The organism is Marinobacter metalliresistant (assembly GCF_038098645.1).
GTDB lineage: Bacteria > Pseudomonadota > Gammaproteobacteria > Pseudomonadales > Oleiphilaceae > Marinobacter > Marinobacter metalliresistant.
Window position 1 is genome coordinate 3,983,614 of sequence record NZ_CP101118.1, and the last position, 23,095, is coordinate 4,006,708.

General features: G+C 58.1%; 16 protein-coding genes. 11 read left to right on the forward strand and 5 right to left on the reverse strand.

Annotated elements, in window-relative coordinates; all coding sequences use genetic code 11:
• The first annotated feature begins 72 nt into the window (after positions 1–72).
• The 6 genes from ppc (at position 73) to NLK58_RS18635 (ending at position 7,075) form a co-directional block, all read left to right on the forward strand.
• Complete coding sequence (gene ppc / locus NLK58_RS18610; protein WP_341581432.1) at positions 73–2,718, forward strand: phosphoenolpyruvate carboxylase; 2,646 nt, start codon at positions 73–75, stop codon at positions 2,716–2,718.
• Between the two features lie 59 nt (positions 2,719–2,777).
• Positions 2,778–4,148 carry an HDOD domain-containing protein gene (locus NLK58_RS18615; RefSeq protein ID WP_117619816.1) on the forward strand — a complete coding sequence of 457 codons (1,371 nt, stop codon included), beginning with the start codon at positions 2,778–2,780 and terminating at the stop codon, positions 4,146–4,148.
• A 201-nt stretch (positions 4,149–4,349) separates the two neighbouring features.
• Positions 4,350–5,003, forward strand: coding sequence for an adenylate kinase (adk, locus tag NLK58_RS18620; protein ID WP_117619817.1), 654 nt, complete (start codon positions 4,350–4,352; stop codon positions 5,001–5,003).
• A gap of 34 nt (positions 5,004–5,037) precedes the next feature.
• Positions 5,038–5,748, forward strand: coding sequence for a tRNA (adenosine(37)-N6)-threonylcarbamoyltransferase complex dimerization subunit type 1 TsaB (gene tsaB, locus NLK58_RS18625; RefSeq protein ID WP_341581433.1), 711 nt, complete (start codon positions 5,038–5,040; stop codon positions 5,746–5,748).
• Between the two features lie 131 nt (positions 5,749–5,879).
• The gene (locus NLK58_RS18630) at positions 5,880–6,242 is read left to right on the forward strand and encodes a UDP pyrophosphate phosphatase (RefSeq protein ID WP_341581434.1); all 363 of its coding nucleotides are present in this window, start codon (positions 5,880–5,882) and stop codon (positions 6,240–6,242) included.
• On the forward strand, positions 6,242–7,075 hold the full coding sequence (locus NLK58_RS18635) for a class I SAM-dependent methyltransferase (protein ID WP_117619820.1): 834 nt from the start codon (positions 6,242–6,244) through the stop codon (positions 7,073–7,075). Before NLK58_RS18630 ends, NLK58_RS18635 begins: the two co-directional genes overlap by 1 nt.
• 45 nt (positions 7,076–7,120) lie before the next feature.
• Here NLK58_RS18635 and plsB read toward each other — a convergent pair whose 3' ends face one another.
• Positions 7,121–9,589: a glycerol-3-phosphate 1-O-acyltransferase PlsB gene (gene plsB, locus NLK58_RS18640; protein ID WP_341581435.1), complete on the reverse strand. Its 2,469-nt coding sequence runs from the start codon at positions 9,587–9,589 to the stop codon at positions 7,121–7,123.
• 152 nt (positions 9,590–9,741) lie between these two features.
• Between plsB and nudC the strand changes: the two genes are divergently transcribed.
• Positions 9,742–10,557, forward strand: a complete 816-nt coding sequence (gene nudC, locus NLK58_RS18645) for an NAD(+) diphosphatase (protein WP_341581436.1) — start codon at positions 9,742–9,744, stop codon at positions 10,555–10,557.
• Positions 10,554–11,411, forward strand: coding sequence for a glutamate racemase (gene murI / locus NLK58_RS18650; RefSeq protein WP_341581437.1), 858 nt, complete (start codon positions 10,554–10,556; stop codon positions 11,409–11,411). The genes nudC and murI overlap by 4 nt, the downstream gene beginning before the upstream one ends.
• Here the strand turns inward: murI and NLK58_RS18655 are convergent.
• The 4 genes from NLK58_RS18655 to NLK58_RS18670 all read right to left on the reverse strand — a co-directional run bounded on the left by NLK58_RS18655 (position 11,395) and on the right by NLK58_RS18670 (position 17,528).
• Positions 11,395–12,402 (reverse strand): DUF2156 domain-containing protein, encoded by a 1,008-nt coding sequence (locus tag NLK58_RS18655; protein WP_117619823.1) that lies wholly within the window; start codon positions 12,400–12,402, stop codon positions 11,395–11,397. The genes murI and NLK58_RS18655 overlap by 17 nt on opposite strands.
• Positions 12,403–12,453: 51 nt before the next feature.
• Positions 12,454–13,107, reverse strand: coding sequence for a class I SAM-dependent methyltransferase (locus NLK58_RS18660; RefSeq protein ID WP_117619824.1), 654 nt, complete (start codon positions 13,105–13,107; stop codon positions 12,454–12,456).
• Positions 13,108–13,340: 233 nt separating this feature from the next.
• On the reverse strand, positions 13,341–15,518 hold the full coding sequence (locus tag NLK58_RS18665; RefSeq protein WP_341581438.1) for an EAL domain-containing protein: 2,178 nt from the start codon (positions 15,516–15,518) through the stop codon (positions 13,341–13,343).
• Positions 15,519–15,542: 24 nt separating this feature from the next.
• The gene (locus tag NLK58_RS18670) at positions 15,543–17,528 is read right to left on the reverse strand and encodes an HDOD domain-containing protein (protein ID WP_117619826.1); all 1,986 of its coding nucleotides are present in this window, start codon (positions 17,526–17,528) and stop codon (positions 15,543–15,545) included.
• Between the two features lie 279 nt (positions 17,529–17,807).
• On the opposite strand from NLK58_RS18670, the gene NLK58_RS18675 reads away from it, so the two are divergent.
• The 3 genes from NLK58_RS18675 (at position 17,808) to acs (ending at position 23,094) form a co-directional block, all read left to right on the forward strand.
• Entirely contained in the window at positions 17,808–19,058 is a 1,251-nt protein-coding gene (locus tag NLK58_RS18675) for an AAA family ATPase (protein WP_341581439.1), read from the forward strand.
• 243 nt (positions 19,059–19,301) lie between these two features.
• Positions 19,302–20,837, forward strand: a complete 1,536-nt coding sequence (locus NLK58_RS18680) for a fatty acyl-CoA reductase (RefSeq protein ID WP_117619827.1) — start codon at positions 19,302–19,304, stop codon at positions 20,835–20,837.
• 307 nt (positions 20,838–21,144) lie between these two features.
• Positions 21,145–23,094: an acetate--CoA ligase gene (gene acs, locus NLK58_RS18685; RefSeq protein ID WP_341581440.1), complete on the forward strand. Its 1,950-nt coding sequence runs from the start codon at positions 21,145–21,147 to the stop codon at positions 23,092–23,094.
• The last annotated feature ends 1 nt before the right edge of the window (position 23,095 follow it).

Sequence of the window (23,095 nt, forward strand, 5' to 3'; positions counted from 1 at the left end):
CAATAGACTTTCTCGACTGTTCCTTAGTATCGTAAGTTTACTTTGCCTCCGTCAATTCAAAAGGACGCCAATGTGACTGAGCTACATCCGGATCTCAGAGAAAACGTGCGAATGTTGGGCGAGCTGCTGGGCCAGAGCATACGACGACACCCCGGGCAGGATTGTTATGAGCTGATCGAGGAAATCCGGGCCGCTGCCAAAGCGGACCGCCTGCACGAAAGCGGCTCTGGCCAGCGGCTGGTGAGCTTGCTGGGTAAGCTGCGCGATGACGAACTCCTGCCGGTTACCCGGGCCTTCAACCAGTTTCTCAACCTCGCCAACCTGGCCGAGCAGTACCATGGTATAAGGCGAAAACGGGGGCATCAGTCTGATCTGATGGTTGAATCCCTGGGTGAGGTCTTCGATCGGCTGAAAACCGGAGGTGTCAGCCCGGAGGAACTCCACCAGCGGGTTGCCGATCTGCGGATCGAGTTTGTGCTGACCGCTCACCCCACCGAAGTGGCCCGCCGCACACTGATCATGAAATACGACGAAATGTCGGATTGCCTGGCGAGGCTGGATCACGAGGACCTGATGCCCGCGGAGAGCGAGGAAATTGCCAACCGCCTGTCCCAGCTGGTTACGGAAGCCTGGCATACCGACGAGATTCGCCATGAGCGGCCAACGGCCGTGGATGAAGCCAAATGGGGTTTTGCGGTGATCGAGAACAGCCTCTGGCAGGCGTTACCACAGTTTCTGAGAAGCCTCGACACTTCTTTGCAGGAGGCTACGGATAGAGGGCTGCCCTTGCAGGCGTCTCCTATCCGGATTGCGTCCTGGATGGGGGGAGACCGCGATGGCAATCCCAACGTGACCCATAAAGTGACCCGCAAGGTTTTCCTGCTGGGCCGCTGGATGGCAGCGGATCTCTATCTTCGGGATATTCAGGCGCTGCGGGCCGAACTGTCCATGTGGCAGGCGAGCGATGAGCTCAAGGCAGTTGCCGGTGATTCCCGGGAACCCTATCGCCATGTCCTCGCCGAACTCCGTGACTGGCTGATTAAAACCCGTGACTGGGCCGAGGCGAGCGTTAACGGCGAACCGGCAGATGCCACCGGTATTCTGTTCGAGAACGAGGACTTTACCGGGCCCCTGGAGCTTTGTTACCGGTCTCTGGTCGATTGCGGCCTGGAGACGATTGCCAACGGCCCGCTGCTGGACACCATTCGCCGGGCACACACCTTCGGCCTGCCACTGATTCGGCTGGATATTCGCCAGGAAGCGGCCCGTCACGCCGAAGCCGTTGCAGAAATGGTGGATTATGTCGGTCTGGGGGATTACCTGTCCTGGTCTGAACAGGAGCGTCAGTCGTTTCTGGTGCAGGAGCTCCAGGGTCGGCGGCCACTGGTACCCCGCAACTGGGAACCCTCGGAGTCGGTTGGGGAGGTACTTGCCACCTGCGAAGTCGTAGCCCAGCAAACGCCCCAGGCTCTGGGCTCCTATGTGATTTCCATGGCCAGCAAGCCTTCCGATGTGCTCAGCGTCATTCTGCTGCTGCGGGAATCGGGAATGAAGTACCCGATGCGTGTGGTGCCCCTGTTTGAAACCCTGGACGACCTGCGTGGTGCCCCTGAGAGCATGGCTGCGCTGTATGAGGTGGAGTGGTATCGGGAGTATTGCCAGGGCCGCCAGGAAGTCATGATTGGTTACTCCGATTCCTCCAAGGATGCCGGTCAGCTCATGGCCGCCTGGGCGCAGTATCAGGCCCAGGAAAAGCTCACCCACGTTGCAAGCCAGTATGGTGTGCATCTCACTCTGTTCCACGGCCGCGGTGGCACCGTGGGCCGAGGTGGTGGCCCGGCCAACCGGGCCATCCTGTCCCAGCCGCCGGGTTCGGTAAACGGCAGTTTCCGGATTACCGAGCAGGGTGAAATGATCCGTTTCAAGTTCGGTTTGCCCAGGCTGGCGGTGCAGAGCCTGACGCTCTACACCACGGCGGTTATTGAAGCGACCCTGGCGCCGCCGCCGAAGCCGGAGGACAGCTGGCGGGAAACCATGGACTGGCTCACGGAGCGCTCCCTGAAGGCCTATCGGGATGTGGTCCGTGAGAATCCGGACTTTGTACCTTATTTTCGCCAGGTAACGCCGGAGCAGGCGTTGGGAAAACTGGCACTTGGAAGCCGGCCGGCGCGAAGAAAGGCGACCGGCGGCGTGGAAAGCCTGCGGGCCATTCCCTGGATTTTCGCCTGGACCCAGATGCGGCTGATGCTGCCCAGCTGGCTGGGCAGTGATGTGGCGCTGGAAGAGGCGGCACGGGATAACCGGCTCCCGGTCCTCAGGGATATGATGCATGGCTGGCCTTTCTTCCGCACCTATGTGGATATGCTGGAGATGGTGCTGGCCAAGGCAGATTTGCGCATCGCCAGCTATTATGAGCAGACGTTGCTGGACGATGACAAACTCAAGGCCCTCGGGAAAAGCCTGAGAATACGGCTTCAGGGCTGCATTCAGCGGCTTCTGGAGCTCAAGGAGCAGAACGACTTGCTGGAAGGTGAGCCGGTGTTCGCGCATTCCATGCGGGTGCGTAATCCCTACACGGATCCTTTGCATTATCTGCAGGCCGAGTTGCTCCGACGTGACCGGGAAAGTGAAGGCAAGGGCGAAGTGCCGGAGTTGGTGGAGCGTGCCCTGAAAGTCACGATGGCTGGCATCTCGGCCGGCATGCGCAACACCGGCTAAAAAGTGCTGGAAAGAGGCCGGGTAGCTCGGCCACTGACGCTGGATAACAGGAGTAAGCTGTGGCACTGGCTGCACGATTGGAGCGTTTTCTTGCCCGCAAGGGTATTGGTTTTCAGGAGTTGCCGATTGACCCGGTAACCAGCCTGGATTCAGCGGTTATTGCCTCGGGGCTCCCCCAGGCCGATTTTATCCAGGCCACACTGCTGATTGATATCAGCGGTGTGGTGATGGCCGTTCACAAATTTGACAGCTCCCTTGACCCGGATGCGGTCTACCAGTTGACCGGTCGCCGATTGCAGCCCCTGACCGCCCGCCAGACCATGCGCCTGTTCGGGGACTGCGACCCGGGGTTCACACCGCCCATTGGCCAGGCTTATGAGCTTCCGGTGGTGGTGGATGAAGATGTCGCCAAGGCCGAGCGGGTGCTTTTCTCCAGCGGTACCGATCACTCGCTGATGGAGATGGATGGCCGGTCCCTCAGGTTGGCGCTTGCGGGTGCCAGAGAAGGGCATCTGGTAATCCGCGGGCCGGGCAACGGCAACCGTGAGGCGCTGACCCTGGAGGAAGTGGCCGACAAACTCCAGAAACTCTACCGCCTGCCACCGATGCCGGCCCTTGCGCTGCGCATTCTCCGGCTGACCGCAAATACCGAAGCCACCGCTCGCGAGCTGGCCGAGCTCATCGAGTTTGACCCGAGTCTGACGGCCCAGGTTATGCGCTATGCCCGATCGGCCCTGTTCAACTACCCGGGCCAGATCAATTCCGTACAGGAGGCCGTTACCCGGGTACTCGGTTTCGACCGCGTGGCCCATATCGCCTTGGGCATCGCGTCGGTCCGGGCGTTCGACGTGCCTCGTCAGGGTCTGCTGGGTATGGACAATTTCTGGCGCCACTCACTGTATTGCGCGTTCCTGTGCCAGAGTATTGCACCCAGGTGCGGTGCTGAAAAAGGCCTTGGCTATCTCTGCGGGTTGCTCCACAACTTCGGCCTGTTGCTGGTGGGGCACCTGTTTCCCGCTGAATTTGATGAGCTTAATCAGCTCCGTGAAGCCAACCCTGAAGCCAGTATGCATTCCATTGAGCAGCAGGTATTCGGCCAGGGGGACGGACAGGAAATTCTTGCTGTGGGCCATGGTGCCATTGGCGGGATTCTCCATCGTTTGTGGCAACTGCCGGACCCCGTGATCAAGGCAGCTGGTATCCATCAGCAGCCCGGCTATCACGGAGAGCATGAAAATTACGTGTTGATGGTGCAGCTGTCGAATGCCTTGCTCAAGGAGCGTGGGATTGGTGATGAATTCAATCCCGACGATGTGCCAGCGCTGGTAGAGGGGCTGGGGCTGCAGCCAAATGTACTGGATGAACTCACGGCAGAAATGGATCGGGTAGCTCCGGATCTGGACGCCCTGGCCAGCTCCCTGTCATCCTGACACCCTGGCGTTGTTTGCGGGGAAATGCGCACTTCCGGTGCATGATACGGAGGTCGACTTTCTCTGACGTGGCTGACTTCGTATAATGCGCCCTCGCCGATTCCGGCTGACACCTGTTCCGGATGAGAGAGGCTGTCGCAAAGGCAGGGGTTTTTGCCACAGCTTTTCAAACGATAATGACTAAAACGGGAGCACAGCGTTATGCGAATCATCATGTTAGGCGCGCCGGGCGCAGGTAAGGGAACTCAGGCCCAGTTCATAACCGAGCGGTTCGATATTCCCCAGATCTCCACCGGTGACATGCTGCGGGCGGCGGTTAAGGCCGAGTCCGGGCTGGGTAAGCAGGTGAAGGAAGTCATGGCGACCGGCGGCCTGGTGTCTGACGACATCATCATCGCGCTGATTGAAGAGCGCATCCAGCAGCCGGATTGCAGGAACGGCTTCCTGCTGGACGGTTTCCCCCGCACCATTCCACAGGCAGAGGCCCTGAAAGATCAGGGGATTGCCATTGATTATGTTGTCGAGATTGCTGTCGACGACGACGAAATCGTCAGCCGTCTGTCCGGCCGCCGGGTTCACGAAGGTAGTGGCCGGATTTACCACGTAAAATATGATCCACCCAAGGTGGAAGGCAAGGACAATGAAACCGGTGAGCCACTGGTTCAGCGTGAAGATGACAAGGAAGAAACGGTTCGCAAGCGTCTGAAAATCTACCACGACCAGACTGCACCGCTGATCGGTTACTACCAGGACTGGGCATCAAAAGAGCCGGCCGCGGCACCCAGATACGTGCGGGTAGAAGGTGTTGGCAGCCTGGACAGCATTCGCGACCAGATCCTGTCTGAACTCACGTAAATCCACGGCATCCTGACCTGAGGTTTTCACACACGTGAAACTGCTGGCACTGGATACGTCATCAGAGGGCTGCTCCGCAGCCCTTCTTGTTGATGGCGAGATCTCTGAACGTTTTGAACTTGCCCCGCGCGGTCATACCCGGCTGCTGATGCCGATGGTGCGGGAGCTGCTCCTGGCGCAGGGCCTGGTGCCCGAGGATCTGGATGTCCTGGCGTTTGCCTGTGGCCCCGGTTCCTTTACCGGCCTGCGAATCGCAACCGGGGTGGTACAGGGGCTGGCATGGGGTCTGGATATTCCGGTGGTACCGGTTTCTTCTCTTGAAGCCGTTGCCCTTGGCGCGATCGAAACCCTCGATATTCCCGGGCACAGTATTCCCGGGCACAGTGGTATCGCAGTGGCCTTTGATGCCCGCATGGGGGAGGTCTACTGGGGCTGTTTCGAGTGCCGGGCTGGCATTCCGGTTTTACTGGGAGAGGAGCAGGTTTGTCTTCCCTCAGACGTTGCTCTCCCGTCGGGGCCCGATCACTGGTATGGCGTTGGCCAGGGCTGGCAGTATCGCTCCGGGATGCCCTCCGCAATAACCGGACAGGTAGAAACGATCGATGAAGCACTGGTGCTTCGTGCCTCCTGGGTTGCACGGTTGGCCGCTATCGGATACCGGCAGGGTAAGGCGGTTCCGGCGGAACAGGCCCAACCGGTGTATATCCGGGACGAAGTGGCCTGGAAGAAGCTGCCCGGTCGGTAGTCAGTCCGATCACTCAGGCCTGAGTAAATACTGAACAGCTGCCTTTTCTTCCGGGCGACAATCTTCCATACTTCCAGCTCAGGTTTTCCTGTCATCGGGCCAGCGGTATCTGAACATGGCGGTATCTGAACATGATTGGTGGCATTAATCCGGGCAACAATGTCGTTTCGCAGACGGGCAACAACAGCCAGGTCCGCGAGCGCAGTGATGTCGCACGCGCTCCCGCTTCGGCACCAGAGAAAACGGGCGATTCCGCTCGCCGTGATCTTGCCGATGGCCGCCAGAGTGTGGTCAGTGAGCGAACCCCCACCGAAAGTCTCGAGCGCCGGGTCGAGGCCAGGCGTGCCTCCGAAGACATCCGCCTTGAACGTTTCCGGGCTGGTGAAATCTCCTTGCCCGCCGCCCGAGCCCTGTCCACGTTTGCTTCCGTTGCGGCCGCCGGTCAGGACGCCGGCACCGGCGGCAGCCTGGCCGGAATCGATATTCTGGTCTGATGTCTGATCCCTCTGCTTCTTCTGTAATGCCCGCCGACTGGCAACAAACCATTGCCATTGCCCGAAGTCCTCTGGGGGACAGGTTTCAGGCTGAGTCTCTGGCCGAGTCTCTGTTACTGGAGAATTTAGGGGTGGTGCTGCCCAGGGACGTTCGCGATGTCCCGGTTCTGTTGTTCCTTGATGAGCAGGGCCTGGGCCTGCAAGTTACCGGCAAGGGAGCGCCCGGGCCGGTGCGCGCGGAATTCGTTACCGGCAAGATGGGCTACCGGCGTGAACACGGCGGCGGGGCCGGTCAGCTGGTCGCCAGGGCTGTCGGCCTGCAGAAAACCCGCGCCAATCTGCATATTGTTGATGCCACGGCAGGGCTTGGCCAGGATGCGTTTATCCTCGCCAGCCTTGGGTGCCGGGTAACGTTGTTTGAGCGCAATCCGGTTATCCATGCGCTCCTGGCGGATGGCCTGGCCCGTGCCGCTCTGAACGTGGATTGTGCGATGATCGTTGAACGCATGCAGTTGATGGAAGGCAGCAGTATCGACTGGCTTGAACGGGCTGGCGGTGAGGCTGCCGATGTAATCTATCTGGACCCGATGTTTCCGCACCGGGATAAATCGGCCCTGGTTAAAAAGGAAATGCAGGTATTCCGGACAGTTGTCGGCGACGATGACGATTCCGGACGCCTGCTCGCGGGTGCCCTGGAGTGCGCCCGTTACCGGGTGGTGGTCAAGCGTCCGCGGAAGGCGCCGGCGATTGCCGGGCCGGACCCAACCACACGGATAGAGGGCAAAAGCAGCCGCTACGATGTCTATGCCATCAAGGCCCTGCCTGCCCAGTGAGCCCTTAGCCTGTAAAAAGCCCTTGGTTACCCTGTGAAGCGCCCCTCAGGCTCCCATCATCGTGACCTGCTGAATCGCCTGTCGCTTCTCGACGCCCAGCACCAGCCGTGCATCCTCTGCCACCTCATCCAGCCCCTCGCCATAACACAGCAAGCCGTTATCATCGGTGGTGATCACGCCGTTCTTCTGCATGTTGGCTATGAAGTTCCGGAACAGGCTCTTGTCGAAGAACTCCGGTGCATTCAGGCCAAACAGGATCGACATGCGTTCGGCCAGCAGTGCGCTCTGCTCTTCCAGTTCTGCCGCACTGATCTTGCCCGAGCCGTATTTCCGGAGGATGCCGAGCGCGATATGGTAGCGCTCTACCGTCTGGATGATAAAACGTGACAGCACACGCAACCTCAGCATGGCCTCGGTGCCTTCGTCTGGCCGGCCAATCCGGTCGTCGTCCAGAGGCTTGAGCAAATCCTGGGCTATCAGAACATCGATCCATTGATTGATGACGGTTTCGGTCTCATCCGAGTGGTACTTCAGGAACAGCTCGGATTGCAGGTAGGGATAGGCCACGCTGGCCAGGAACACGATCTTCTCTCGCCTCAGGGAATCCTTGTTCTCAAAGAGGCTGGCAATCAGTGAAGGCAGCGCGAACAGGTGCTGGATATTGTTGCGGTAGTAGGTCATCAGAATGGCATTGCTGCCTTCCAGGGCGATGATATCGCCCAGCTTCTGGGGCTGGCGGTTAATCAGCCCCATGCCCTCACAGTAGGCCACCCAGTCTTTACCGCTGCCTTCGGGCAGGGTGACCGTCGCGGCATAGGGAAAGGCTTTCAGCAGGGCGGCGTACTGATCCATCAGCCGGATCAACTGGCCTTCGTCCATCGCCAGACGCTCGGTCCCGAGCAGAACCGTTGCGGCCATGCCAATCGGATTAACCGCGACAGAGGCATTGATGCTGGAGGCTACCCGGAATGCGAGTTCGGATACGGCAGTGTTGAGCCAGGCCGGGCGGTGCCCGGCGTCGTAGGCTTCCTCGCGCCAGCTGTCATGGACATCATCCAGAACGTCGGAAAGGTGAATGGCCTCACCGAAGTTGACCGCCACGCGACCGAAGGAATTGCTGAGTTTACGCGCCGTTTTGGCCAACCCGAAGACACTCTCTTTTTCTTTTTTCTTGCCGCGAAGTTCACCCAGATACGAGCGGCCCTCCATAACCTTTTCGTAGCCAATGTAAACGGGGACGAACACGATGGGCTTGCGGTGATCCCGAAGGAAACTGCGTACTGTCATTGCCAGCATCCCGGGCCGGGGTTGCAGCATCCGGCCTGTGCGGCTTCGGCCACCCTCGACAAAATACTCCACCGAGTAACCCCGGGAAAACATTACATGCATGTATTCGTTGAACACGGTGGCGTACAGCGGGTTGTCCTTGAAGCTGCGGCGCATGAAAAAGGCGCCGCCCCGACGCAGAATGGGCCCCACGACGGGCATATTGAGGTTGACCCCTGCAGCAATGTGCGGCGGCATCAGGCCGTTTTTGTAGAGCACGTAGGACAACAGCAGGTAGTCGATGTGGGAACGATGGCAGGGTACGTAAACGACAGCATTGTCCTGGGCGACGTCTTTCACCACCCGGATGTTGTTGATGGCGATGCCTTTGTAGATCCGGTTCCACAGCCGCGACAACACCACCTCAAGAACGCGAATGGTGACGACGGACATGTTGGCGGCAATTTCGTCGGCATACTTGTAGGCTTTGGCGCGAACCTTTTCCGGCGGGATATCATCTTTGGCGGCCGTTTCCCGGATCGCTTCCTTTACTGACTGGGTCCGCACCAGGCCTGCGACAAGGGTGCGGCGGTGTGACAGGTCTGGTCCCAGTACAGCCTGGCGTACCCGGCGGAAGTGGGTTCTGAGTATCCGGGCCAGTTTCCGGTTGGCGCGCTCTTCGTTATGCCGGTATTCATCAATAACCTGCTTGAGCGAGAGGGGCTGATTGAACTGAACGTAGGTGTTGCGGCCGTGGACCATAATGATCAGAAGTTTCTGCAGCCTGCCGGCAATGGACCAGGTGTCAGACAGCAACAGTTTTACCAGGGATTTCTCCTTGTCCGGGGAGCGGCCCCAGAACAGGGAAACCGGAACGATCTGGACATCCTGATCCGGGTGTTCGAGGCCGTAGTGAACCAGAGCCTGGAACTCGCTGGTAGGCGCCGGTGCCTGGCGCCCCCGGAAAAAACCGCCAATCCGGCGGTACAGAAAGAAGAAAGAATGCGACGGTCCGTTTTTAACCGGCAGGGCTTCTGCCGCTCCGGGTAATCCGGCCCGGATCACTTCCTGCTCCAGAACCAGCCGGCCGGATAGGGAGCTGTACTGAAGCACGTAACATACCGGCGTGTCCGGATCCAGGGCGAGGGCGTCAACGCTGTTGCCGCTGACATCTGTCCGGACCCAGATAAACAGTATCTTGCGAAAAAGGGTCAGGATCAGGCTGCGAATGCCCTGGTAAAGACGCATAAAGTGCAACTCCGTTGAAAAGACAGGTGCCAAGTTTACTTGGTTGAGTACAGAGCGGAAAGCCGAGGTTGCATTCTTGGCCAGCAAGGCAATGTGGTACATTTCAGTTTGGTCTTATAATCACTCAGGCAGCACATCAGATGGTGGTCTCGATGACTCAGTGGAAACCCGGCTGGACAAACAGACCGCCGGAGCAGAACGACCTGATTCTGGCGCTTGCGGGATCGGGCGTGGTGAAGCCCGGTAACGGTTGGCTGCATCCCCGGGACAGCGCGCTGTTCGGGGATGTCCTGTCCGATGCCGTCTCTGTGGGAACCTTCGGCGGTCGCGATGTATTCGTGACCGAGTTGCCGGAAAGCGCGGTTGAACAACAGGAGATCATTCCCCTGAGGGAGGCCCTGCTGATGATGAACGATGCCCCCGCGGATATGCTGAGTACCGGTTTCCAGGTCTGGCAGTGGTGGCGTGACCACCAGTATTGTGGGCGCTGCGGTGAGAAAACCGGTTTTCATGCCCGGGAGCGTGCCAGATGGTGTGAAGCCTGCGGGATTCCCTGGTACCCGAGGCTCGCCCCCTGCGTTATTGTTGTTATCCGTCGGGATGACCGCCTGTTGCTGGCCAGGTCGTCACGGGTCAAACGCCACTTCTACAGCCTGATCGCCGGATTTGTTGAGCCGGGGGAGAGCCTGGAAGGGGCTGTTTGCCGGGAGGTGAAAGAGGAGACCGGCCTGGATGTGACCAATATCCGGTACCACGCGTCGCAGCCCTGGCCCTTCCCGCACCAGTTGATGGTTGGATTCTTCGCTGATTACGCCGGAGGGAACCTGGTGTTGCAGGAAGACGAGCTCGCCGATGCCGACTGGTTTTTACCGGGTGACACACCGCCGGTGCCGCCGGAAACCACGATTTCAGGCCGTCTGATCCGGGCTATGGAGAAGGAAATTTCCCGGGGAGGCATTCCGGTTTGAACGATCAGGCGCCGCCCAGGGTTCTGGTGTTCGATTCCGGTGTCGGCGGTCTGAGTGTTGCTGCCTGCATTCACCGGTACCTGCCGGGCGCGGACCTGACCTACCTGGCGGACAACGCTGGATTTCCTTACGGCGACAAGTCGGAACCGGTAGTGATTGAACGCTGCTGCACCCTGATTGCCCGTGCCCTTGAGCAATACCCCGCCGATGTCATCGTGGTCGCCTGTAACACGGCCAGTACCGTGGTATTGCCCCATCTGCGTGGGAGAACATCGGTGCCGGTTGTGGGGGTGGTGCCAGCGATCAAGCCCGCGGCGGCGAAAACCCGGAACCGGCGTATCGGGCTCCTTGCAACGCCGGCCACAGTCCGCAGACCCTATCTGGACAGACTGATCGAGGAATTTGCCGGTGATTGCCGGGTGGAGCGTATCGGGCATCCCGGCCTGGTGCGCTGGGCGGAAGAGCTGGTTGCCGGCGGTGTGGTGCCGGCCCGCGAACTGGCAGATGCCATGGAGGCATTTCGTGACGCAGAGGTGGATACGGTAGTGCTGGGCTGTACCCACTATCCCCTGTTACTGGAAAGCCTGAAGCGGAGCCTGCCGGCGGTTCGGTTCTGGGTGGATTCAGGAGAGGCGATCGCTCGGCGGGTAGCCTGGCTGCTGGAACAGACAGACCAGCTTGCCGTCGCCGAGAGATCCATTGCGGAGCCGGTACACTTGCCGGTCACTGCTGCCCTGTTTTCCGGCCCGTCCCCGGAAGGAATCGCCGGCTTCATGTCCGGGCTGGGCCTGTCTCCCCGGCGGGTGTGCGGAGACTGGCCCGACCAGCGCCCGGTGGCTATAGAAGCCGGGTGAGCTTGAACATGGCGAGAAATTCCAGCGCCGGAATCGACCGTTTGTGGCAGCAATAGGTCTTGAAGCTGTCGCCCCGAAAGCGTGACTTGGTGAACTCCAGCCCTTTGAAGTTGTAAAGGAAGTTGCCTTTCTCATAGAGCCCGTGCAGCAGGCGTTTGAGCAGGCGGCTCTCTTGATGTTCGGTCGCCGGATCAAGCGACAGGGGAATCAGTCCCAGATCCAGATAGGGCACGCCCTCGGTCTTGAAAACGCCTATGGCATGGGCCATCAGGGTGTAGAAAATGCCCTGGCGAAAGTCGGCATTGGCCCGGGAAATATTGGGCACATAGCTGATGATCTCGTTGTTGCGGTAAATCGGATCAAAGTAGATAAAGCCGACTGCCTTGCCATCCTGATAGGCATAGAAATGCCGTTCATTTTCCCGGTATTCCATTTCCATGGGCCGGATCAGAAAGCGGATCTCATTGCTTTTACACTTGCGGGTGCGTATCCAGGCCTCGGAGATCTCCCGGGTGTGATCGTCGCTGAAACGTTCCATGACGGTGATGCCATTTTTTTCCGCCTGGTTCAGCGCGGTTCTGAGCACCTGTTTCTTTTTCCCGCTGAGGGACCACCGGGCAAGATCGATTCGGGATTCGCTGCCGAACTGGGTGCCATAGAGACCAAAGCGCAGATGCAGAAAATCCACCACCGGCTTTGATACCTGAATGTAACTGGCGTTCGGGAAGCGCCGATGAAAGCTCTCCAGCAGCCGACCGAAATCGCCCGGCGCACAAACCGGGTCCGAGAGGACAAATGTCCCGCCCCATTTCCGCATGTAGGCGATATAGCCAATGCCCGGCACATCAAAATACTGCATGCCCGGCTGCAGCGTCGAGAAGGACTGGGAGTGGGTTCCGAACTTCTTCAGATAACCAACCCGTTCGCTGAAGGTGAACGAACCGCTATCCAGTGTGCTGATTCTGTCCAGTGCGAGTATCTGATCCGACATGCTACTGCTCCCCGATTATTTTTTTGTTGGGCGATCCTTGAGCGACGCTACTCAGGCCTGCTTGCGTCCGAGAATGGACCAGTAACAGTTCATATTCAGAAGCTTGAAATGCTTCTTCTCGGTGACCTGGAGACCCAGGCGCTGCATGTGCTCGGGGTAGTTGTAGATCTTGTGGAATGCGTTATTGGCAAACAGCCAGAAGATGAATACGGCCATGTACCAGTAAAGCTTCTTGAACATCCGGGAGAGGATGTTGCCGGTGGGGTAGCAAAAGTCGCCGACAACCACTCTGGCGTCTGGCTTGCCAAGACGAATGAGGTGCTCCAGGACCCGGACCATCATGTCTTCATCAAACACGTTGAGGAAGAAGTTGGCCACCACCATGTCGTACTGCTCGAACTCGTCCACCTTCATGATGTCGCAGTGGATACGGCGGATAGTCAGGTGAGGGGCCTCCTTCTGCTGGGCTTCGCCAAACTTGCGCAACATGGTTTCTGACAGGTCTACCACGGTAACGTCCGCACCCAGTTCAGCTGCACGAATGGCGTCCCGGCCATGGCCAACACCGGCAAACAGAATCCTGTCTCCGGGTTTGACGGTTTCAACGTCCAGCATGGCAGTTTTGCAGTGGTGTATGTTCTTGCCGCTGTAGAGGTTGCTCAGAAAATCGTAGACGGGGCCAATGTACTTGTACTTGTCGCGCATGATGACTGCTGCCTGTTCTTGTTCCCTGGATGCCGCCACCGTTGTTGTCGTTTTTGACCCGACAGACTGTCGGACATTTCGGTGGTCAACGCCTGATGGATTTGAGCTTAGAGAACAGGGTGGGAGAAATATGTGCAGTAATGCGCATTTCCGGATACACAAAGTAACGTACTGCAATACTTTGCAAACCAGATCGCGGTTTTATATCGGAGTGTCCGACAATAAATAATCGCCTATCCGAACGAGGCTTCTCGGGCCTTGGTGATTCCGAGGATTTTTGAAATCTCGGCCGCGGGCCGTGCCGGCCCGTAGAAGAAGCCCTGGACCTGATGACAGCCAAGACTTCTGAGGTACTCAAGTTGTTCGTCGGTTTCCACACCTTCCGCAATAATCTCGAGCTTGAGGCCGTGGGCCATGGCGACTATGGCATTCACGATGCAGGCGCCGTCGTCGCCGCTGCGAATGGCCTTTATGAAGGACTGGTCCACCTTCAGGGTATGGATGGGCAGGCGATGCAGGTAGTTCAGGGAGGAATAGCCAGTGCCGAAGTCATCAATCGCAATCCGCACGCCGAAAGAGGCCAGTTCCCGGAGTTTCTGACTGATCTGCTCCAGATCATTCATGATCACGTTTTCGGTGATTTCAATCTCCAGGTTGCCGGCCGGGAAGTTGTGAGCCTCGACCTGCTGCATCAGGGTCTCCACAAACCGGGAGTGCTCCACCTGGATGGGAGACAGGTTGACTGCCAGGCGGAGATCTGGGCGCCCTGAGCGAATCCAGTGCCCGACGTCCTGGCAGGCCTGGTCGAGAACACGCTCACTGAGCTGGCCAATGAGCTTGGTTTCCTCTGCCAGCGGCAGGAAATCCCGGGGGTAGAGCAGTCCCCGTTCAGGGTGCTGCCAACGCACCAGTGCCTCAAGCCCAACGACCCGGTTGCTGGTCGAGCACATCTGGGGCTGGTAGAAAACCCGCAATTCGTCACGCTCCAGCGCCTGGCGCAGATCCCTCTCCAGGTTCAGACGGTTGGCGGTGTCGATGCTCATGCTTTCGGAATAGAAGCGATAGCTGTCCTTGCCCTTGGCCTTCACGTGGTACATGGCAATATCGGCGTTCTGGATCAGGTGATCCATGGTTTCGCCGGCCTCCGGGAAGATGGAAATACCAATGCTTACGCCGACAAACACCTCATGATCGCCCAGCTGGAAAGGCGCGCGCAGTGCATCAATCAGTTTTTTTGCAATTTGCCTCGCATCCTCATGGTTGTGGATGGATGGCAGCAACAGAGTGAATTCATCACCACCGAACCGGGACAGGGTATCACCCTTGCGCAGGCATTTTTCCAGCCTGTGGGTCACTGCCTGCAGCAAACGGTCCCCCATGGCGTGCCCCAGGGTATCGTTGATTACCTTGAAACGATCCAGGTCAAGGAACATCACCGCCAGTTTCTGGCCGTCGCGTTTGGCATGGGTGATCGCCAGTTCAAGGCGGTCCTTGAACAGGGCCCGGTTTGGCAGGCGGGTTAGCAGGTCGTGGTATGCCTGGAAGTTGATAAACGCCTCAGCTTCTTTCCGTTCGGTCACATCCCGGGCGGTACCGTAATATTGAGCACCGTTGCCATTGCCACCGCCCTGGGTCGTCCCGGAATGGGGCCAGGTCTGCGGGTCAATGGGGAAGGCAGTGATCTCGAAGTGGCGGGTTGCCCGGCGGCTGCCACGGGTTTTCAGCCGGACTTCCAGGGTTCTCGGGGTGTCTGCGGTGATATTGGGGCCCTTCAGGGCCATGGTTCCCCGGGTAACATCCCGGTCGTCGAGGATATGCCGGAAATGCTGCCCACAGAGTTCCGATGGCTGATATCCCAGCAAACTCTCCACCTTGCTGTTTACAAAACAGAAATGACCTTTTTGGTCGAGCATGAAGACGATATCCGGGGAGCTGTTGACGATGTACCGGTGCAGGGCTTCGGATTTTTCCAGTCGGAGCTGGATGTGTTCGTGGGCTTTGAGGAGGGACTTTTTGCCGATGACGTTTTCGACAGTCGCCAGCAATTCCTCCGGGTCAAAGGGCTTGCGGATATAGTCCAGGGCGCCCCGCCGGAGCGCCCTGCTGACTGAGCTGAAGGAACTTTCGCCGCTGATAACGATCACGCCGCATTCCGGTTGTCCGTTGGCAAGGTGGGCCATGACATCAAACCCGTTCACCTCCGGCATCCGCAGATCCAGTAGCGCCAGGTCGAACCCCTGCCGGTCGATCAATTCGCAGGCTTTCCTGCCACCGTGGGCTTCCGATACGTCGTAACCACGACTGCGCAGCAGCGAAGCCAGGGTGTCCAGCAGGCGGGGTTCGTCATCTGCCACCAGTATCCGTGCCGTTAACCCGTCACGGAAAGGCTGATCAGTGAGTTCAGGTGCCATCGGTCTGTGTCCGTTGTTTCTGCGTCAGTCGGTCTCATTTTTTTTATGGCTGGCCGCGGGAAACAGAATCCTGAAGGTGGTGCCTTCCTGTCCCGTGCGACAAGCAATGATGCCCTCCATGTCATCAACAAGCTGTTTCACAATGCTCAGGCCCAAACCGCTGTGACCCTCTCCTTTTGTGGTCCTTGCCGGTGAAAACAGGGTGTCCCTGATTTCACCGGGTATTCCGGTGCCCGTGTCCGTGATCTCCATTTCCACCCAGGTGCGCTGATTCTGCCACACCGGGCAAGACGTGCGGACCTCTACCATACCACCTTCATCCGGAAGACTCTCGGCTGCATTGCGGATCAGATTGATCACAACCTGGCGAATCCGGGTGGTGCCGGCGGCAACCAGCGTTGGCTGGTTGCAAAGTTTCAGCGTCAGTTGACGGCTTTCGGAGCTGAACAGACTGTCTTCCAGAATCCGGGCGAGGCTTTCCAGCTCCGCATTCAGTTCAACGACGTCGGCATCGTGATCCGTAGTGTCCGTGTGACTCATCTGCAGCAAAAGATTTCCGGCCCGGTCCAGCTCATCCCGGATCACGTCCAGTTCCTGCTGAACGTCGGTATCCTCCAGCCGGCCTCTGAGCTGATAAATGTACTGCCGGATGATGGTCAGGGGATTGCTGACCTCATGGACCTGTCTGAGTAGCCGGTCACGGGCTATTTCCTGGTCCAGCCGTTTACCGTCAGTCCCGGCCTCTTTGTCCGGGAGTGGCCGGTTTGCGAGTACAGAAGACAGCTGGCGGGTGAAAATGTCTGCCAGTTCCAGCGTGGTCGGCAATTGATCGTTGTCGGTGCCCAGGGCAAAGACTCCCGGACAGTCGTCGCCACTGACGACCGGGACAGCCAAAAGCGACGGGGTGTGTAACAAGGATAGCAGCTGCCTGTCGAGCACCGTCGGTGAACGCTCACCGAGGCTGACGGGCACTCCCGAAACAAAGGCCTCGGTCAGTACGCTGCCGCCCGGTTTGGCGGTCACGGCCAGATCCGGGATATCGCCAATTGTTCCGGACAGAAGCACCAGGTTGTCCCCGGTATGGCCAAAGCACAGGGCGGGCAGGCCGGTAATCAGGGTCAGGCTGTTGACCGTTTCGGCAAGGATGTCCTCGGTTTCACCGGTTACATCGGCAAGATTGATTGCCTGGCTGGCCATGGCCTGGCGCAGAATGGTCTGCTTCAGTTGCCTGGACGCGCTTTCGCCGTTGTATTCCTCATCAAGGGGAATGCCAAGAGACGCTGCCATTCCGGATACTTCATGTCCGATCCGGCGATTGATCTCGCGGGTGAGCTCCTCATTCAGCCCGAATACCGTACCTGCCGCCGCAATGCCGGCGGCATCGGAAAGCGCCAGCCGGTTAGCCAGGCTGATCAGCTTCACCAGGTGGCCGGCATCCCGCAGCTCCGAAGGGAGGGCCTGCTGGTATCGCATGGCATCGGCGGCCATCGGTCCCAACCCCCAGGAAGAGACAAGCTCGGCGGCAATATCGGATTGATGATCAAGATAGTGTTGCTTCGTTTCGGTTGCTGGCGTTTTAATAGCGATCAGTTCACCGATGTTGTGAAGCATGCCCAGCATGAACGCTTCGTCCGGCTCCGGGTAACGGGTGAGGGTGGCAAGCGCCTGTGCGGTCAGCGCAGTGGTCAGTGAGTGCCGCCAGAAATCCCTGAGTTGCTGCCACTCGTCACCCCCGAGTTCGAACAGCAGCTGGCGCAGGGCAGCGGTAAGTACGAGCGTATGGAATCGCCGGGTACCCAGCCTCAGCAACGCCTGATCCACCGACCGGATTGGTGTGGAAGGGCCGTAAAGCGCGGAATTGGCTAGCGCGAGTATGCGGGCGACCAGAGCGGTGTCGGCGGAGACAATCTCGCTGATGGTCCGGTAGCTTTCGTCCCGATGACAAGCATCCAGCGCCCGCAAGGTCACTTCCGGAAGGCTCGGTAACTGTAAATCAGGCGCAATCTGCATAGGCCTATCTGCCGTGCGACGTAACAAATCGGTATTTGACGAATCGTTCACTCTTGTCCGGAAAGAGCTTAGACAATAAACCGTCGTTATTAAATACTTGTTGCTGTTTTTTTAAGCAATATATTATCTGATTCGTGATATGTGTAGAATTTTGACAGGTTAAATAGCCTGCAACCGTAAAATCAGGGACCTAGATTGCCGGTGACGACTGCCAGAGAACCTGTAAAACACAATCCGAACCAACCCCGAACCATCGCCATTGCCGGTGGGAAGGGTGGGGTGGGCAAAACCTCCGTCGCCCTGAATCTGGCTCTCACCCTCGCGAGGCAGGATAAGCGGGTTTTGCTTCTGGACGGTGACACGGATCTGGCCAATGTCAGCATCATGGTGGGTCTGTATCCCCGGAAAACCCTTGCCAGCGTCATGGCCGGGGAATGCCGGCTGGAGGACATCATTCTCGAGACCGACTACGGTCTCCACATTGTTCCCGGGGCCTCCGGGGTTCAGGAATGTATGGACATGGGGCCGGCTGAGAGCCTGCGCGTTCTCCGGGCTCTGTACAACCTCGAAAATCGGTACGACTATGTTATTACCGATACGGCGGCGGGTCTTCAGGCGGCGGGGCTTCATATGATCGCGGCCACGGAGCTGGCCTGCATGGTGGTAACCCCGGATCCGGCTTCCCTGACAGACGCCTTCTCCCTGATCAAGGTTCTTCGGCGCAGGGGCTACAACCGGATCCCGAGTATTCTCGTCAACATGGCCCAGGGGGCCAGTCAGGCCCGCTCCGTGTTTCAGCGCCTTGATGCAGCCGCACAACGCCATCTGGGGATTTCCCTGCATTATATGGGCGGAATATGGCGGGACGAAACTCTCCGTCAGTCGGTTCTGAACCAGAAGCCCGTTGCACTGCTGCCGGTGTCAGACCCATCCTGCCGTCAATTTCATACCCTCGCGGATATGCTGAATGTGCGACTGTCCCAGCTTCCCAGGCGAAAGGCCGGTATCGCGGCATACTGGCACAAGGTGTCTCGCAGGGAGGCGGACGTTACACCTGCCCCGGTTGCCGCGCCCGGAAAAACGGCGGAAGAGGAAATTCCAGATGCTAAAACGCAGTGCCTGAGTGCGGTGAGCCAACTGGAGTCGGTGTTCGCCCAGGCGCCCGTCGACCCGATGCTGCGTTATGAAGCATTTACCCGGCTTTTTGCACTCCTGGGGAGCGCATTGGACAGCGATGCGATTGAAATCGTCCAGACTGGACTGGGGTCTTTTCCGTGGGAAAACCTCGATCCGGAGCGTAAGAACCACCTGGCCACACACCTGCGGGAGCTTGCTGACCAGATTTCGCCCCCGCCACGAGAAGCAAGGAAACCGGAACCTGCTTCTTCGGTTCTGCGCGAGCCCTTTTATGACCGTATCAGCTTTGGAGAGCAGGATCGTTTGGTGCGCGTGTTGAAGGAGCAGCCCGCGGATATTTCCCTGGATCGGCTTCTGCGGTCACTCTCGGGCAATGATCAGGGCCGCTCCTGATACGCAGAAAAACCTACCTCCTTTTCCGTCATTTTATTAGCGCTTTTTGTAGCGTAACTTTGCTGTGTGTCACCACTCTGTCACCGAAGTTGTGCAAGTATTGAGCATAAATCTGAATCTATTGAGCATAAACCTGAATCGTGGCCCGCAATATGCAGTGGCTCTTTTGTACCTGATTCGCAAACTTTCCCCTGCCGGCAGGTATGCGCCGGCGATGAATTTGAATAGAGAAGGAGTTCTCCCATGGCAACACAGCAGCTGAATCCCGGGGCATCATCGAAAGCACTCGAACAGCTCCGCGGAAAGCACGTACTGATTACCGGTACCACCGGATTTCTTGGCAAGGTGGTACTGGAAAAGCTGATTCGCGCCGTTCCCGATATCGGCGGCATTCACCTGCTGATCCGTGGTAACAAGCGCCACCGGGATGCCCGGGGGCGTTTTCTCGATGAGATTGCTACATCGTCGGTATTTGACCGTCTTCGCCAGGAGGATCAGGAGGCTTTTGAATCCTTCATTGAGGATCGGGTGTATTGCGTTACCGGTGAAGTCACCGAACCATTATTCGGTCTGTCGGGCGATCGCTTCCGCAAGCTGGCCGGCGATATTGATGCCGTGATCAACTCGGCCGCCAGCGTCAACTTCCGTGAAGAGCTGGACAAGGCCCTGGCGGTCAACACTCTGTGCCTGGAAAACGTTGCCGAGCTGGCGCGGCAGAACAAGTCCTTGGCGGTGCTTCAGGTGTCCACCTGCTACGTGAACGGAATGAACGCCGGCCAGATTACCGAATCGGTCATCAAGCCCGCGGGCGAATCCATTCCTCGCAGCACGGAAGGCTACTACGAGATTGAAGAGCTGGTCCGGTTGCTGGAAGACAAGATTGCCGATGTCCGGTCACGGTATTCCGGAAAGACGCTGGAAAAGAAACTGGTGGACCTGGGTATTCGTGAAGCCAATCACTACGGCTGGAGCGACACCTACACCTTTACCAAGTGGCTGGGTGAGCAGCTTTTGCTGAAAGCCCTTTCGGGAAGGGCGTTGACCATTGTGCGCCCGTCGATTATTGAGAGTGCTCTTGAGGAGCCCGCGCCTGGCTGGATTGAAGGTGTAAAGGTGGCAGACGCCATTATCCTTGCCTATGCCCGAGAGAAGGTCACCCTGTTTCCCGGCAAGCGTTCCGGGGTCATTGATGTCATTCCCGTTGACCTGGTGGCCAACGCCATCATCCTGGCTGCCGCCGAGGCGATGGGTGAGTCCCCGCGTCACCGGGTTTACCAGTGCTGCAGTGGCAGCTGCAACCCGGTTTCCCTGGGCGAATTCATTGATCACCTGATGGCGGAAGCCAGGGCAAATTACGCGGAATATGACCAGCTGTTCTATCGGCAGCCGACCAGGCCGTTCATTGCCGTGAATCGCAGGCTTTTTGATGCGGTAGTGGGCGGAGTGCGCATTCCCCTTGGCATTGCCGGGAAGGTGTTGAAATTATTGGGCCAGAACCGGGAATTGAAAGTGCTTCGGAACCTTGATACCACCCGTTCCCTGGCAACTATTTTCGGTTTCTACACGGCACCGGATTACATCTTCCGCAATGATGATTTGCTGGCCCTGGCCTCGCGCATGGGTGAGCTGGACAAAGTGCTGTTCCCGGTGGATGCCCGCCAGATCGACTGGGCAGTTTACCTGCGCAAGATCCACCTTGCCGGGCTTAACCGGTATGCCCTGAAGGAGCGTAAGGTCTACAGTCTCCGTTCGGCCAAGGCCCGAAAGAAAGCGGCGTAAAAAACCTGAGCCCGGTCGCCAGGGCCGGGCCGTTGCCTGGCCTGTTTTCCTCACCAGTTTGCGATTGGTCCCGATAGAACTATCCTTTAAGAAGCTTTTTTGTCCGGTACAAATAACCCTTGTTTTCTTGTGAGTTACCGGCCAGTTTTGGCCAAAAGTTCAGGCGCATTAGGACGTTAGTCTAATTCATTGTGTAGTGGCACACATGTTGAACTACGGCTATCCGTCTATAGAGGGCCGGAAAGGTCCCAGCGCTCAGAATTCCAAAACCGACAATGACAACAGACTCTGACAAAGGGGGAGCACAATGACTGATAAACAGGTATATCCGGTTAGCCCGGAGGTGGCCAAGCGGGCCCTTCTGAACCGGGAACAGTATGAAGAAATGTATCGTCAGTCAGTTGAAGACCCGGATACCTTCTGGGGTGAGCACGGCAAACGCCTTGAGTGGATCAAGCCTTACACCAAGGTGAAAAACACGACCTACGATTACAACAATCTGTCCATCAAGTGGTTTGAAGATGGCCAGCTGAACGCATCCGCCAACTGTCTGGACCGTCATCTGGAGAAGCGTGGCGACCAGACCGCCATCATCTTTGAAGGTGATGACCCTGCCGATTCGCGTAACGTGACCTATCGCGAACTGCACGAAGAAACCAGCAAATTCGCCAACGTCCTGAAAGGGCTGGGCGTGAAAAAGGGTGATGTTGTTACGATCTACATGCCGATGATTGTCGAGACAGCCGTCGCCATGCTGGCTTGTGCTCGTATCGGCGCGATTCACTCTGTGGTTTTCGGTGGTTTCTCGCCGGAAGCCCTGGGCGCCCGGATTGTTAACGGCAAGTCCCGCTTTGTGGTGACCGCGGATGAAGGTGTTCGTGGTGGCCGCAAGATCCCGTTGAAAAAGAACGTGGATGCCGCCCTCAAGAACGAAGACACCGCCAATGTCGAAAAAGTGGTGGTCGTGACCCGTACCGGCAATTCCGAAGTGCCCTGGAATGATGCCCGTGACGAGCGTTACGAGGATCTGATGAAGGCTGCATCTGCAGACTGCCCACCAGAGCCCATGAACGCCGAAGATCCGCTGTTCATGCTGTACACCTCTGGCTCCACAGGCGCACCGAAGGGTGTGCTTCACACGACCGGCGGTTACATGGTCTATGCCTCCATGACCCACGAGTACGTGTTCGATTATCACCCGGGTGACGTGTACTGGTGTACGGCTGATTTTGGCTGGGTGACCGGCCATAGTTACATCCTGTATGGCCCGCTGGCCAACGGTGCCATCACCGTTCTGTTCGAAGGTGTGCCTAACTATCCTGACAGCTCGCGCATGGGACAGGTGGTCGACAAACACAAGGTAAACATCCTTTACACCGCGCCGACCGCAATCCGTGCCCTGATGGCGGAAGGTGAGTCCTGCATGAGCGGCACCACCCGCGAAAGCCTGAAACTGCTGGGCTCGGTGGGCGAGCCGATCAACCCGGAAGCCTGGGAGTGGTACCACCGGGTTATCGGCAACAACAAGTGCCCCATCGTGGATACCTGGTGGCAGACCGAGACCGGCGGCATCCTGATCTCTCCGCTGCCGGGCGCCATTGATCTGAAACCGGGTTCCGCAACCGTTCCGTTCTTCGGTGTCCAGCCTGCACTGGTGGATAACGACGGCAATATCCTCGAAGGCAAGACCGAGGGTAACCTGGTTATCCTGGACAGCTGGCCGGGCCAGATGCGCACAATCTTTGGCGATCATGAGCGTTTTGCCCAGACCTATTTCAGCACCTATAAGGGCATGTACTTTACAGGTGATGGCGCCCGTCGTGATGAGGACGGCTACTATTGGATCACCGGCCGCGTCGATGACGTTCTGAACGTGTCCGGTCACCGTCTGGGTACCGCGGAAGTTGAAAGCGCGCTCGTTGCCCATGATAAAGTCGCCGAAGCGGCTGTTGTTGGCTATCCCCATGAAATCAAGGGGCAGGGCATCTATGTCTACGTTACCCTGGTTCATGGCGAGGAGCCCTCTGACGAGCTGAAGAAGGAACTGGTGCAGTGGGTGCGCAAGGAAATCGGTCCGATTGCCTCCCCGGATGTGATCCAGTGGGCGCCTGGACTGCCCAAAACCCGTTCTGGCAAGATTATGCGCCGGATTTTGCGTAAGATTGCGTCTAACGAGCACGACCAGTTGGGTGATACGTCTACGCTGGCAGACCCGGGTGTAGTCGATGACCTGATCAGCGGTCGTGCGAACCAGTAAC

Coding starts and splice junctions, on each gene's coding strand:
- adk (WP_117619817.1), top strand. CDS start 4,350: ATGCGAATCATCATGTTAGGCGCGCCGGGCGCAGGTAAGGGAACTCAG.
- NLK58_RS18630 (WP_341581434.1), top strand. CDS start 5,880: ATGATTGGTGGCATTAATCCGGGCAACAATGTCGTTTCGCAGACGGGC.
- NLK58_RS18635 (WP_117619820.1), top strand. CDS start 6,242: ATGTCTGATCCCTCTGCTTCTTCTGTAATGCCCGCCGACTGGCAACAA.
- plsB (WP_341581435.1), bottom strand. CDS start 9,589: ATGCGTCTTTACCAGGGCATTCGCAGCCTGATCCTGACCCTTTTTCGC.
- nudC (WP_341581436.1), top strand. CDS start 9,742: ATGACTCAGTGGAAACCCGGCTGGACAAACAGACCGCCGGAGCAGAAC.
- NLK58_RS18655 (WP_117619823.1), bottom strand. CDS start 12,402: ATGTCGGATCAGATACTCGCACTGGACAGAATCAGCACACTGGATAGC.
- NLK58_RS18660 (WP_117619824.1), bottom strand. CDS start 13,107: ATGCGCGACAAGTACAAGTACATTGGCCCCGTCTACGATTTTCTGAGC.
- NLK58_RS18665 (WP_341581438.1), bottom strand. CDS start 15,518: ATGGCACCTGAACTCACTGATCAGCCTTTCCGTGACGGGTTAACGGCA.
- NLK58_RS18670 (WP_117619826.1), bottom strand. CDS start 17,528: ATGCAGATTGCGCCTGATTTACAGTTACCGAGCCTTCCGGAAGTGACC.
- NLK58_RS18680 (WP_117619827.1), top strand. CDS start 19,302: ATGGCAACACAGCAGCTGAATCCCGGGGCATCATCGAAAGCACTCGAA.
- acs (WP_341581440.1), top strand. CDS start 21,145: ATGACTGATAAACAGGTATATCCGGTTAGCCCGGAGGTGGCCAAGCGG.